The following is a 12487-nucleotide window of genomic DNA, read 5'->3' as shown; positions in this document are numbered from 1 at the left end:
GTACAATAATACTAAATAAAATTTGGATTTTCTGAAAAAAAAATAAATTTTATTATTTTTTTAATAAATTATTAACCTCTAAGCCATCATATTCGACACATTCGGTTAATTCCTTATTAATTGCCTCATCTATACTATTCAAAGTTTCCTTAAAGAAAAGACTCTTACTTATAGTGTGATGCACAAATTTAGTTTCTTTTTTAATAATATCAACAATTATAGGATAAAATTTAACATATTCCCCTTTTAATTGCTCTAAAAATTGAATTTTCACAATATATTCATCTCCAGTTTTCTTCCATTTAACGTATTCTATATTAAGGTCATTGAAGTTTTTCTCATTTTCTGGAATACTTAAATAGGAATCAACAAGATTATTATCATAATTCTTTTCAAAAATAGCAGAAACCACTACAATAAGACTTCTAAAAACGACCTTACGAGTTACTTCTCTTGAATAATCATTAGGGTAATGCCCTGCTTCGAACAATATAGTGGGTACATTTTGAGACTGAAAGTAGTCTCCAATACAATTAATATTAAAGCCATCATCAAATCGACCTACTTGTCCAGGTATCACACCTTGTAAATCATCATTCATTGATACAATCAATTTAATAGCCTCTAAACGGTTATCGTTAATCTCACGAGCTTCATTATAAGAAGGAGCTAAAAAAGATATTGTAGCAGGCTTACCAGTATCTCCAACACCAAAAATAGTACGTTGATCATGAAGGTTAAATGCATAGTGAGGTTTGAACTCCTCAAAGAGTTTTCTTAACAATTTACTTTCTGGTTGACTAAGGTCAATTGAGTCTCTATTTAAATCAACTTGATTAGCATTTACACGTGTATAATAATGTGCTCCATCAGGGTTCAAAATTGGTACTATTAATAGGGTGAATTTTTGATACCATTGAGCTACGAAATCTTCTTTGCAGTCATTCAACATTAATAAAAAATCTAAAGCTGCTTTTGTAGTTGTTGATTCATTTCCGTGCATCTGTGACCACATAAATATACGAGTAGAGCCAACACCCCAACTAATCGTTTTGATAGACCGTCCTTCTACAGACATCCCCTTTTCTTCTATCTTAAAGTTTTGGTTCAAGTCCATTAAAAAAGGTTCTACATTTTCAACTGTCACATATCTGTCAGCTACATATTTATTTGTGTAGTTTTTTACTAAAGAAGTATAGTCCATCTTACTTTTAATTTTTAATATTACAAATGTAAACATTCTATTTTTTACATCTGTAAACGGAATTGGATTTTATTGTTGTTACAGTTGTAACCAATATGTTACAAAGTTACTCACACTATTACTTTACAAGTTTACAATCATAAACAACTATATTTAAATTACTTATTTTCAATCAATTAAATTCATCTACATAAAGTAAAGATTTACTATTGTTTACAATAATAATTATGTATACATTTGTAATATTATCATATGTATTACATTTGTAAACACTAGAACTATTTACTTTTATAAACAAATCACTATGGATAACTTTGTAAACAGACTTGAATTTTTACTTAATAACTTTGACCATACGGCCTCTTCTTTTGCTGACAAAATTGGGGTACAAAGGTCTAGTTTATCTCACCTACTGTCAGGTCGAAACAAGCCTAGTTTAGACTTTATCCTTAAAATAAATGACGCTTTTCCAGAGCTAAGTTTAGAGTGGTTATTAAAAGGAACAGGTAATTATTTGGACAAAGACAACACTACTACTATCACAAAAATTATTCAAACTCCTGCTTCTCCTCCTATCTCATCAACCTATTCAAACGATCTTTTTTCGAACGATGAAGTAGTCGAAAAACCTAAAATAGCTACTAAAGAAATTGAGCACTTTGAACAAGAAATAAACACTGTAATTAAAGAGAAAAAAGAAGAAAAAGAACAGGAAGATCCCTTCCCTAATTTTGCTTTTGGATCAAACAAAGGAGACATAGAACAGGTGGTTATTTTTTATAAAGATGGAACTTTTAGTCAGTTCAAACCTCGTTAATTTTAACATTTGAACTAGCTAGATTTAATAATAGAAAAGTCGTTTTTTTATCATCGTTATTAAACGCCTTCCATTAATTATAAGTAATATTTAATTTATCTTTGAGCATAAAGATTAACTAGAAAATGATAAAAAGAATCCTTAGTTATTTTACACCTATTATAGAAAAGAGAGTTCCTTCAAAAGTAAGTCAGCGACTAGAGGTAACATGGGTAGATGGAAATTTAGTAGTAGATACCAAACACACCAATTACTCTTATGGTAATCTAGAGAAAGTATTAAAGAATGGTTTGGCTTTTATAGGTTTTGAAAAAATCAAAAAGATGAACAATGTTCTTATTTTAGGTCTAGGTGCAGGTGGAGTACTAAAAACATTGCGAGATGAAATAAAATATCAAAACAATATAGACAGTGTTGAACTAGACGAAGCTATATTGTTTATAGGCAACAAGTATTTTAATTTAAAGCAATATCACGACAATCATACCATACACAATATTGACGCATTTGAATTTGTACTTCGATCTACGAATTCTTATGATCTTATCATTATAGACATCTTTCAAGATGCAAGAATGCCAGCCTTTCTTTTTGAAAGTTATTTTGTTGAGAAACTTCAGCAGATTCTTAATATCAATGGTTTTATATTATTCAACACAATTGTCTTAAACAAAGAGGATGAGGTTAGAAATGAGAATTACTCTACCCTATTCCCGAAAGAGAATTACTCTATAAGAGCTTACCCAAAACAACAAAAATACAATGAGTTACTTACCATAAAAAAACTACAGTAACTAAACTGATTATTCAGATAAACATAGTGGGTCAATATCACAAATAAGTATCTTTGTATCAACTGAGGTTAATAAAACAAATAAGAAAATGATTGAGATTAGAGAAGCGAAGACAGCTAATGAAATAAAAGAGTTTGTCAAGTTCCCTTTTAAACTATATAAAGACAATAAGTATTGGGTTCCTTCTATGATAAAAGAAGAAGTCAAAAGTTTTGATAAGAATAACGATATTTTTAAAACTGTAGACGTACACTTCTACTTAGCATATAAAAATAATGAAATTGTAGGACGTGTTGCTTGTTGTATTAACTGGACAGAAGTAAAAGACCTTCACAAACCAAAAGTACGCTTTGGATGGCTTGAGATGATTGATGATATTGAAGTAACTAAAGCTTTAATAGACACCGTTATTGAGTTTGGAAAAAGTCAAAAGATGGAATATATAGAAGGTCCTATGGGATTTTCTAATATGGATAAAGCAGGAATGCTTACTAAAGGTTTTGATTACATCGCTACAATGATAGGATTATACAATTATGAATACTATCCTAAACATATGGAGCAATTAGGTTTCAAACCTGAGGCTGAATGGCTAGAATACAAGCTTGATCTTACTCTATTTGACAAAGAGAAGATCAATAAAATGTCAAAACTAGTAAGAGACAGATATAAAGTTAAGGTCCTTGAATTTAATTCTATAAAAGAGCTAATGCCTTATGTAGATGAAATGTTTGCATTGTTAAACAAAACATACGCTGACTTACAAAGCTTTGTACCTATTGAACCATTCCAAGTAGAACACTATAAAAAGAAATACCTTCAGTTTATTCATCCAGATTATATTTCTTGTATCATGGACGAAAACAATAAGATGATAGCATTTGCCATAACGATGCCTTCTTTTTCTAGAGCCTTCCAAAAAGCGAATGGTAAACTATTCCCTTTTGGATTTTGGCACCTACTGCAAGCGATAAAGAAAAACAATCACGCAGAGTTTTATCTAATTGGTGTAGATCCTGAATATAGAAATAAAGGAGTGACAGCTGTCATATTTGAAGAGATATTTAAATGTTTTCAAAAACACAATATTACTTTTGTTGAAACAAACCCACTATTAGTTGAGAACAATAAAATTCAACAACTTTGGAAACAATTAAATCCAGAGATACACAAAGAAAGAAAAACATATAGATTAGATATCTAATTCATTAAAGGCTAGTAGAGTTACCTACTAGCTTTTTTTATACAATTTACTTAAGTTCATCCTTTTAATACAGCTTCAAATCAAGAAGAAAAACAGGTCTAAAACAGTATACTTTTTACAATAAAACACATTAATATTTGCCAAAACGGCATTGTTTTATTAATTTTACAGAAATCGAATTTATTTAATCAAGCTTATTTAGCTATTTTATTAGAAGAGATATTCAATAAAAACAACTAATGTTTTTATTTTTCTACTTTCAAATCAAGGGTTAATTTACTACCCTTTCTTTTTTGTCTACATCTTTTGTTTTAAGCCTAAATAAGCATCAAATCCATTATTTTTATGCTTACAATCCATAAAATAAACAAATTTAATACGCCTGCTGATACTCAGATTGAGCAATACTGTAATTTCCTATATCAACATTTAGAACAATATGGAGATAAGAAAGAAGACATTTTAAAAGCAATTCACTATGCCCTAGCTAAAAATGACAAACCTGGTGGTTTTATACTATATGCAACAGATTCTAATGATAATATTGTTGGTATCGCTGTATTATTAGATACACTTATGGATGGTTTTATTCCAGAACACATCCTAGTATATCTAGCTATTGATGCTAGTGTACGAGGACAAGGTTTAGGGGGGCAATTACTAGATAGAGTAAAAACAGAAGCTAAAGGGTCTATTGCCTTACACGTTGACAGAGATAATCCTGCTCAAAACCTTTATGAAAGAAAAGGATTTGAGAAGAAATATATCGAAATGAGATTAACTAGAGAGTAATAGATGGCTTTTATAACATTAGATACCGAAAAATTAAAACACAACTTCAACAATCTTGATACACTATTTAAGCATAAAGGAATTGACTGGGCTGTTGTAGGGAAACTACTGTGTGGTAATGAGACATTCTTAAAGGAAGTATTAGCGCTTAATCCTAAACAAATATGCGATTCTAGAGTTTCTAATCTAAAAATGATAAAGAAACTAAACCAGTCTATTGAAACTATTTACATCAAACCTGCTCCTAATGGAAGTATTGATGAGATAATAGAATATGCAGATATTAGTTTCAATACAGAATTAGAAACTATAAAACTTCTATCAGAAGAAGCGACTAAGCAGAATAAAACACATAAGATAGTCATTATGGTAGAGCTTGGAGAACTTAGAGAAGGAGTGTTAAGAGAAGAGCTAATTGACTTTTACAAACAGGTATTTACACTGCCAAATATTGAAGTTATTGGTTTAGGAACTAATCTAACCTGTATGTATGGTGTTCTACCTAATCAGGATAAGCTTATCCAGTTAAGCCTATATAAAGAACTTCTAGAGCTTAAGTTTAATCGTAAGATACCTTATTTATCAGGTGGAGCATCAGTAACTATTCCACTTGTTCTAAATAAAACATTACCAGCCGATATCAATCACTTCCGAATTGGTGAAACCTTATTTATGGGAACCAATGCTTATGATAATACAGAGTATGAAGACTTCAAACAAAATGTCTTTACCTTACATGCTGAAATCATCGAACTTCATGAAAAGCCAATGATGCCAGATGGAGAAATAGGTCTAAAAATGACAGGTGAGAAAGTAGAACTAGACCCTGCGTGGGAAAATAGCGTTAACTATAGAGCTATTATAGATTTAGGCTTATTAGATATTGAAGAGGCTCACATCACCCCTATTAATACCGCTATTACATTTGTAGGTTCTAGCTCAGATATGATGGTGATAGACTTACAGGACAACCCTAACAGTCTGAAAGTTGGAGATACTATTTCATTTCACATGAATTATATGGGAATATTAAGAATTATGAACTCGAATTATATTACCAAAGTTGTAACATAAGAGCTTTTGATTGAATAAATCACAATTAAAATCATGTTAAAAAATATTTATGTAATAAATCTCTTAATTACATTTGTTTCTCTCAATCAAAATAACTTTGCAATATGATTTCAACAATCATCCCTTTAGGAGGAGTAGCTCCTTCAGAATTAATAGTTGTTGTTGCAATAGCTTTATTACTTTTTGGAGGTAAAAAAATTCCAGAATTAATGAAAGGACTTGGAACAGGAATTAAAGAATTCAAACAAGCTACTAGAGAAACTAATACAAACTCTGCAATGGCTAAAGAAGCAGTTACAGAGTCTAAAAGCACTATAGACACAGAAAACGAGTCTGTAAAATAGGGATTTAAGCAAAATAAAAGGGATATTACTTAGTAATATCCCTTTTTTATTTATATCTATTATTTCAAGAAATCTTTCTCTAAATCCAGAGGAGCGATATAAACACCTTCTTTATACACTCTCATATTCCCTCCAGAAATTTCATCTATTAAGATAATTTCATTCGTAGCCTTATCTCTACCAAACTCTAACTTAATATCGTATAACTCTAAATTCTTAGTAGCTAATTCATCTTTAATGATTTGACAAATTTGTTTTGTACGTTCTTTCAGGACAGCATACTCCTCTTTAGATAAGATACCTAACATTTCTAATGCATCATCAGAGATTGTTGGATCAGCTCTTTCATCATCTTTAATCGTAACTTCTACAAAGCTATCTAGAGGTTGTCCTTCAGTACAGTAAGCACCATATCTTCTAAAGAAACTACCCACTGCTCTATATCTACAGATTACTTCTAGTCCTTTTCCGAACGGAGTTGCTTCTTTTACTATCATTGATACATCCTCAATATCAGCAGAAACATAGTGAGTTACTACATTTTTAGCAGCTAATACTTCGAAGAAGTGTTTGGTCATCTTTAATCCACTTTTACCAGCTCCATCAATTGTTAATCCAACTGTGTTAGCTCCTGGATCAAATACTCCATTCTCTCCTGTTACATCATCTTTAAATTTTAAAAGAACCTGATTGTTTGGTAGACTATATACATCTTTAGTCTTCCCTTGATACTTTAGTGTCATTTTTTGTTAGTGTTGTTATTAAAGCTCAAAAATAAGACAAATGTCCCAACTCTTCATTATTTATAAACAATTTATTTACTCCATCTTATCGTAATAAAAAAGCTCCGAAACATTACTGTTTCAGAGCTTCACTAATTTATAATAACTATTAAATTATATCGAAATCACATCTTCTACTTTCCCATCCACCACCTTTAGGATTAGGTCCTTTAGGAGGAATATTAGAATTTACAGTTTCAACCCATTTCATTAATCTAGATGGATTTATTCCTTTCATAACAAGATAGTTGATAACTCTATCAGCTCTACGCTCAGATAACCATTCGTCATACTTAGCATTCCCTCTAGTATCAAAGTAAACATGAACTCTTACCTTAGCATCTCGATTATTATACATATAAGACACGATTTCGTCTACTGTATTCTTATTATCTTGATTTAAGTAAGAACTATTAAAATCATAGTAAAAAGAAGGTAATGTACTATTGTCATATTTACCTGTATAAGTTCCTGAAGCACTTATATTTTCAGTTACATTAGCATACGCTTTAGTCGGTTCTCCAGTACTAGATGTTAATCCAAAATTAGCAATAACTCCTTTCTCCATCTGATTGATTAGGACTTCAGCTTTACTATAGTTTTTAGCAGCAGTTGATACTTTATGTACCTCTTTAACATTTTTAGGCTCAAAAGAATAAGTCCCTTCACTTGTTGTATATACTGTAGCTATTCTCTCTCCACTATTATTATAGAATGTCACTTCACCTTCTGTAATAGGGTTATTGGTTTTCTTATCAAAAACTCTTCCCTCTATCTTTTGAGCTGATACAGACACAAAACTTAATAAGGCTGCTCCTAAAGCAATAAATTGTAATTTCTTCATATCCTTTATTGTAAACACAAAACAATATTGTTAGTTACACTATTACAAAAATAGACATTATTTTATAATTTTTAACACTCTTAGGTTTTTATTTAAATCTTGAATTAATCTTTTACAATTAATACAACATATCAATGTTATATATAAGATTATAACAACACAACTAGATATTCAAATGAATAAAAACAAACAATAAATCATATTAACTATTTATTTTTCCTTCCATTGTTAATTTATAGAGATATGTTCATTACTTTCAACGAACTAAAAGGGAGCGTTTTAGTAGTTATACTTCTAACATAATAATCAATCATTAAATCATGTTAACTATTTAAGTATCATTTAAAAATAAAACACAAACAGCTGATTTTTTTCTCATTTATTTAATTTTGTATCAACAACATCTATGTAATTAAGAAAATCATGACTGCAGCAGAATTAAATAATATAGCAGAAAATGCGCTTAATGATCAATACAAAATAATTATAAACAAGCTAAAAGATTGTGCCATAAAAGGGAAAAACTCTTGTATAATAAGTAATCTTCCTGTCTCATTAGCCAAAAAATTAAAGCAAAAAGGATTTATAATCATACCCGTGTTTAAGTATAAGTACTCCTTCTTTTTTAGAAAGAGAAAAATTAAGTACTATATGATTCAATTTTAAGACTTACATAAGATTACTTTTTTACCTTACTAACTTTTCATCTCATTTATGGAATAGAATTTGTGCTCATTTATCATATCAATAAACTTGACTATGAGAGCATTTCTCTTTCTTCTGCTTCTAACTTCTCTAACTCTCTCTGCTCAGACTAAAGTAGATACAAACTTAGCTTATAAAAAAAGGACACTTAATGAAAGAAATATAATAAGAATCAACTATGATACTAGTAACAACAAATCTTATCAGTTACTCATCAAAGAGAAAGAATTAAAGCAAGATATAATAAAGTTCTTTGCTCCTCACCTTATGATTTCCTCTCTTTCTAAAGATATAATAGAAATAACCGAGTATAATCACGAGTATTACTTCCTCTTTAAAACTCCTTCTTACAATATTGTTTCCTTAGCACATCTAGTATATATCCCTAGAATTAATGTAGAGTTCTTAATTATCAGTAATAATCACTGTGTGACTCCTAGTAACTCTACACTATGTTATCCTAAAAATGATGGAGTTAATTGTATAGATCGACAATTAAATTGTGCCAAAATCAATACTAAGAAATAACAATCTTTTTATTCTTTTTACTTGTATATTTGGACTAGTAATTAAGCATACTATTATCAAAAATACTAGTCCACAATGTTAAGACCTTGGCCCCTCCAAATCCAATTAAATAATTCTGATAAAAAAGCTATTTATCTACAGATAGCTGATGCTATCATAGAGGCAATTAAGCTTGGGCAACTAAGAGAAGAAGAAGCCTTACCTGGCAGCCGCAAGCTAGCTGAAATAATAGGGGTAAATAGAAATACAGTTATAGAAGCTTATGATGTACTACTTAGTGAGGGCTGGATTGAGTCACGCTCTCGTAGTGGGACATTTGTATCTAAACTTTCTAAAAATGAGGTAAGTCAATCTAAAAACAAGCCAATAGCATCAGAACAGAGCACTATTATAAATTATACTATAAAAGTAGATGATGGAAATCCTGACACTTCTATAGCTCCTGTAGAGGAGCTAGCTAGAGCTTATCGTCAAATATTTAAGCGAAAAGGTAAATGGCAAATGATGGGGTACTCCTCTTCTCTTGGTTTACTCGACTTTAGAGAGCATATCAGTAAGATGCTTAATCATTTAAGAGGAATGCAGGTTTCAGCTGATGAGATATGTATCACTAGAGGTAGTCAGATGGCGATGTATCTGATAGCTCAAGTACTTTTAAAACCAAATGACTATGTCATAGTGGAACATCCAGGGTATAAAAAAGCCTGGAATACCTTCGAACACGCTGGAGCAAATCTTCTATATGCTAACGTTGATAGTAATGGTATTGATATTGATCAAGTAGAAGATTACCTAAAAACACATAAAAATATTAAGGCAATCTATGTCACACCTCACCATCAGTACCCTACTACTGCTACATTAAGCCTACAGAGAAGATATAAACTGATAGAATTATCTAATCAATATAACTTCACCATTATTGAAGATGACTATGACTATGAATTTCACTATGGTCATAGACCCATTATGCCTATCAGTAGCTTACCGAATATTAATCACTACGCCTATATTGGAACGTTAAGTAAAGTAGTGGCTCCCTCACTGCGTATAGGATATATTGCTACAGATAGTAATCTAATTACTAAGATTGGTGAACTACGAAATATCATTGATGTACAGGGAGATAATATTATGGAGCAAGCTGTATTACAACTTATGGAGGATGGTACTATCAGAAAACATCTCAAAAAAGCACATAGTTTTTATAAAAATAAAAGAGACTTAACAGCCGATCTATTAAATACACACCTAAAAGGACAAGTTGATTACACTATAGCAGATGGAGGTTTGGCTATTTGGTTAATTCCTTTAAAACAAATCGAATGGCAAATACTAAAATCTAAATTAGATAAGGAAAAGATTAAATTTATGGGACCAGAGCGATTTTCATACCTTCCCGATTTACAAGGGATACGTTTTAGCTTTGGTTCTCTGACAGAACAGCAGATAGAAGAAGCTATACTCATTCTGAAAAAATACTTATAACAAAACACCCCTCTTATAGTCGCCATATTAAGCGCTATAAGAGGGGTTTATTGATATATTGGATTCTTAGCAATTATTTTGCCAACGCTTTTTTCACTTCAGGAGCAATTTTAGTTCCTAATAGTTCGATTGATTTCATTTGGGTCAAATGATCAGGAGCTCCTAAATCACTGTGCATTAACCATCTCGTCAGACCGAACATCTCTTGGTGATATAATATCTTATCTACTACTTGGTTAGCATCTCCGATAAACAGAGCACCATCTCTACTTCTACCTCCTTCATACTGCTCATACGTATAGGGTTGCCATCCTCTAGAAGCACCTATTCTATCCATCTGATCTTTATAAGTAGCGAAGTATTCTCTGGCTAGAGCATTTCCATCAGCACCTACTAAGCCGTGAGAGTGAGTTGCTATCTGCATCTTATTAATATCATGACCTGCTTTGATATATTCCTGTTTATAGTATTCAAAAAATGGTTTATATTGTTCTGGCATACCTCCTATAATAGCGAATACTAAAGGCAAACCTAATTTAGCAGCTCTTAATACAGACTCTGGTGTACCACCTGCTGCAATCCAAACATCCATTGGGATCTCACTTTTAGGAAAGACTTCTTGATCTTTTAATGAAGGTCTGTGTTTTCCTGTCCATGTCAGTGGTCCATCTGCCCAATTGATATTTAAAAGTAGGTTCAGTTTTTCTGTAAATAACTCATTATAGTCATTCAAATCATATCCAAACAGAGGGAATGATTCTATAAAACTACCTCGTCCTACTGTAATTTCAGCTCTTCCGTTAGACATTGCATTCACAGTAGAGAAAGCCTCATATACTCTCACTGGGTCATCTGAGCTCAATACTGTTACTGCGCTAGTAAGTTTAATATTTTTGGTTACAGTAGCGGCCCCTGCTAAAATAATATCTGGAGCAGATACAGCATAGTCCGCGCGGTGATGCTCTCCAATTCCGAAAACATCTAGCCCTACTTCATCCATCAACTTAACTTCTTCTATAATCTCATTTATACGTTGTCCTGCTAATTGATAACTATTGTTTTGTTTGTCAAATCTTAGATCTCCAAACATACTTATTCCTATTTCCATAATGTTGCTTTTTATTAGTATAAAATTACATCAATAAAAACAGAATCTACTTAATCTAGATTAACTACTTTACTACTCGTTTTTCTTCTAAATATTAAATATTCTCTAATAAAATCTACATTCTCCTCTTTTTCGTTAAAGAAAGAGACATAAAGATGCTTTTATCAGTTAGAATATTTATTATTTAATTAGAAAACCTCTCGTTTTTTAATATAATTTGAAATCATAAACCATACAGATTAACAATCCTCAATTGTATTTCGCAAAAAGCACTATTTTACCAAGTTTTAGCGTCTGTTTAGGATTTTATACAAAGCCTTTTTTATACTTTTGTATAGTAAGTTTTAGGGAGTTAATTAGAAAACATAATAATCCTGATTAAAACTAATGTTCACAATTTGAACAAATTAATAATTGATTTTCAATAATATATTGTAAATTGTGAATGCATACATTTCTTTTTCTATTCAGAAAAAAGGAATTATTTAAAAAAGAACTATCATAGAACTTTGTTCTATTTAAGTTATAATGTTGTTTCCTATTATTAAAGCTCTATTGTTGTTGATAGAGCTTTTTTTTATTTATTATATTTTCATCACAAGCTTTCGAAAACTGTAAGAATTATAAATTTTCCTTGAATAAGGTAGTTCATTAAACAGGAAACTTTTTGCTAAAATAAGTTTTGTTCGGAACTTCATTGGGCAGTCTTTGGGAGTTCTTCGAAAAACAAGCCCTCTTTCCGAAGAAATACTGAACTCTTCCGCAGGCTTTCCGAACAAACGTATTTACAAAAAAAAACAACA

At 30.9% G+C, this 12487-nt stretch carries 13 protein-coding genes; 9 read left to right on the top strand and 4 right to left on the bottom strand.

Features of this window, described 5'->3' with window-relative positions; translation table 11 throughout:
• Window positions 1-52: 52 nt before the first annotated feature.
• Window positions 53-1240, bottom strand: a complete 1188-nt coding sequence (locus BMX53_RS05355) for a M14 family metallopeptidase (RefSeq protein ID WP_244154472.1) — start codon at window positions 1238-1240, stop codon at window positions 53-55.
• A gap of 268 nt (window positions 1241-1508) precedes the next feature.
• Here BMX53_RS05355 and BMX53_RS05350 point away from each other — a divergent pair, with 268 nt between their 5' ends.
• The 6 genes from BMX53_RS05350 to BMX53_RS05325 all read left to right on the top strand — a co-directional run bounded on the left by BMX53_RS05350 (window position 1509) and on the right by BMX53_RS05325 (window position 6229).
• Complete coding sequence (locus tag BMX53_RS05350; protein WP_074744986.1) at window positions 1509-2021, top strand: helix-turn-helix domain-containing protein; 513 nt, start codon at window positions 1509-1511, stop codon at window positions 2019-2021.
• A 125-nt stretch (window positions 2022-2146) separates the two neighbouring features.
• On the top strand, window positions 2147-2815 hold the full coding sequence (locus BMX53_RS05345; protein WP_074744984.1) for a spermidine synthase: 669 nt from the start codon (window positions 2147-2149) through the stop codon (window positions 2813-2815).
• Window positions 2816-2903: 88 nt separating this feature from the next.
• Complete coding sequence (locus tag BMX53_RS05340) at window positions 2904-4019, top strand: GNAT family N-acetyltransferase (protein ID WP_038987341.1); 1116 nt, start codon at window positions 2904-2906, stop codon at window positions 4017-4019.
• A 345-nt stretch (window positions 4020-4364) separates the two neighbouring features.
• The gene (locus tag BMX53_RS05335; RefSeq protein WP_038987340.1) at window positions 4365-4811 is read left to right on the top strand and encodes a GNAT family N-acetyltransferase; all 447 of its coding nucleotides are present in this window, start codon (window positions 4365-4367) and stop codon (window positions 4809-4811) included.
• A gap of 3 nt (window positions 4812-4814) precedes the next feature.
• Window positions 4815-5885, top strand: a complete 1071-nt coding sequence (locus BMX53_RS05330) for an alanine racemase (protein ID WP_038987339.1) — start codon at window positions 4815-4817, stop codon at window positions 5883-5885.
• 104 nt (window positions 5886-5989) lie between these two features.
• Window positions 5990-6229 (top strand): Sec-independent protein translocase subunit TatA/TatB, encoded by a 240-nt coding sequence (locus BMX53_RS05325; RefSeq protein WP_038987338.1) that lies wholly within the window; start codon window positions 5990-5992, stop codon window positions 6227-6229.
• Window positions 6230-6288: 59 nt separating this feature from the next.
• On the opposite strand, the gene BMX53_RS05320 is transcribed toward BMX53_RS05325, so the two are convergent.
• Together BMX53_RS05320 and BMX53_RS05315 are read right to left on the bottom strand one after the other, a co-directional pair.
• Complete coding sequence (locus BMX53_RS05320) at window positions 6289-6972, bottom strand: phosphoribosylaminoimidazolesuccinocarboxamide synthase (protein ID WP_038987337.1); 684 nt, start codon at window positions 6970-6972, stop codon at window positions 6289-6291.
• Between the two features lie 148 nt (window positions 6973-7120).
• Complete coding sequence (locus BMX53_RS05315) at window positions 7121-7855, bottom strand: OmpA family protein (protein ID WP_038987336.1); 735 nt, start codon at window positions 7853-7855, stop codon at window positions 7121-7123.
• Between the two features lie 423 nt (window positions 7856-8278).
• On the opposite strand from BMX53_RS05315, the gene BMX53_RS05310 reads away from it, so the two are divergent.
• The 3 genes from BMX53_RS05310 (at window position 8279) to pdxR (ending at window position 10576) form a co-directional block, all read left to right on the top strand.
• Window positions 8279-8521 (top strand): hypothetical protein, encoded by a 243-nt coding sequence (locus BMX53_RS05310; protein ID WP_038987335.1) that lies wholly within the window; start codon window positions 8279-8281, stop codon window positions 8519-8521.
• Window positions 8522-8614: 93 nt separating this feature from the next.
• Entirely contained in the window at window positions 8615-9088 is a 474-nt protein-coding gene (locus BMX53_RS05305) for a hypothetical protein (RefSeq protein ID WP_074744982.1), read from the top strand.
• Between the two features lie 75 nt (window positions 9089-9163).
• Window positions 9164-10576, top strand: coding sequence for a MocR-like pyridoxine biosynthesis transcription factor PdxR (pdxR, locus tag BMX53_RS05300; RefSeq protein ID WP_074744980.1), 1413 nt, complete (start codon window positions 9164-9166; stop codon window positions 10574-10576).
• 73 nt (window positions 10577-10649) lie between these two features.
• On the opposite strand, the gene BMX53_RS05295 is transcribed toward pdxR, so the two are convergent.
• Entirely contained in the window at window positions 10650-11684 is a 1035-nt protein-coding gene (locus tag BMX53_RS05295) for an LLM class flavin-dependent oxidoreductase (protein ID WP_074744978.1), read from the bottom strand.
• Window positions 11685-12487: the final 803 nt, after the last annotated feature.

It is taken from the genome of Myroides marinus (assembly GCF_900109075.1).
Lineage (GTDB): Bacteria > Bacteroidota > Bacteroidia > Flavobacteriales > Flavobacteriaceae > Flavobacterium > Flavobacterium marinum_A.
This window is presented reverse-complemented; position numbering and strand designations above follow the sequence as displayed.

Coding starts and splice junctions, on each gene's coding strand:
- BMX53_RS05335 (WP_038987340.1), top strand. CDS start 4,365: ATGCTTACAATCCATAAAATAAACAAATTTAATACGCCTGCTGATACT.
- BMX53_RS05350 (WP_074744986.1), top strand. CDS start 1,509: ATGGATAACTTTGTAAACAGACTTGAATTTTTACTTAATAACTTTGAC.
- BMX53_RS05345 (WP_074744984.1), top strand. CDS start 2,147: ATGATAAAAAGAATCCTTAGTTATTTTACACCTATTATAGAAAAGAGA.
- pdxR (WP_074744980.1), top strand. CDS start 9,164: ATGTTAAGACCTTGGCCCCTCCAAATCCAATTAAATAATTCTGATAAA.
- BMX53_RS05355 (WP_244154472.1), bottom strand. CDS start 1,240: ATGTTTACATTTGTAATATTAAAAATTAAAAGTAAGATGGACTATACT.
- BMX53_RS05325 (WP_038987338.1), top strand. CDS start 5,990: ATGATTTCAACAATCATCCCTTTAGGAGGAGTAGCTCCTTCAGAATTA.
- BMX53_RS05340 (WP_038987341.1), top strand. CDS start 2,904: ATGATTGAGATTAGAGAAGCGAAGACAGCTAATGAAATAAAAGAGTTT.
- BMX53_RS05295 (WP_074744978.1), bottom strand. CDS start 11,684: ATGGAAATAGGAATAAGTATGTTTGGAGATCTAAGATTTGACAAACAA.
- BMX53_RS05310 (WP_038987335.1), top strand. CDS start 8,279: ATGACTGCAGCAGAATTAAATAATATAGCAGAAAATGCGCTTAATGAT.
- BMX53_RS05320 (WP_038987337.1), bottom strand. CDS start 6,972: ATGACACTAAAGTATCAAGGGAAGACTAAAGATGTATATAGTCTACCA.
- BMX53_RS05305 (WP_074744982.1), top strand. CDS start 8,615: ATGAGAGCATTTCTCTTTCTTCTGCTTCTAACTTCTCTAACTCTCTCT.
- BMX53_RS05330 (WP_038987339.1), top strand. CDS start 4,815: ATGGCTTTTATAACATTAGATACCGAAAAATTAAAACACAACTTCAAC.
- BMX53_RS05315 (WP_038987336.1), bottom strand. CDS start 7,855: ATGAAGAAATTACAATTTATTGCTTTAGGAGCAGCCTTATTAAGTTTT.